A 431-nucleotide genomic window follows, 5' to 3' on the forward strand; every position below is an offset into this window, starting at 1 on the left:
CCGATCTGGAGGGCTTCGCGGACTTCTTCGGGGCTGTAGGGCTGGTGTCCGTCGAAGCCGTTGAGGGCGATGACGAAGGGGAGTCCGGAGTTCTCGAAGTAGTCGACGGCGGGGAAGCAGTCGGCGAGGCGTCGGGTGTCGACGAGGACGACGGCGCCGATGGCGCCGCGGACGAGGTCGTCCCACATGAACCAGAAGCGGTCCTGTCCGGGGGTGCCGAAGAGGTAGAGGATGAGGTCGTCGTCGAGGGTGATGCGGCCGAAGTCCATGGCGACGGTGGTGGTGGTCTTGTCCTGGACGTGGCTGAGGTCGTCGATGCCGGCGGAGGCGCTGGTCATGACGGCTTCGGTGCGCAGGGGGTTGATCTCGGAGACCGCGCCGACGAACGTGGTTTTGCCCACGCCGAAACCGCCCGCCACCACGATCTTCGC

1 protein-coding gene is annotated in these 431 nt (G+C 66.8%); it reads right to left on the reverse strand.

The features are described 5' to 3' along the window. On the reverse strand, positions 1-431 hold a 431-nt coding region (locus RKE29_RS30505; RefSeq protein WP_312008922.1), incomplete at both ends, for an ATP/GTP-binding protein.

Source organism: Streptomyces sp. B1866 (assembly GCF_031932565.1).
In the GTDB taxonomy this organism is placed as follows: Bacteria; Actinomycetota; Actinomycetes; order Streptomycetales; family Streptomycetaceae; genus Streptomyces.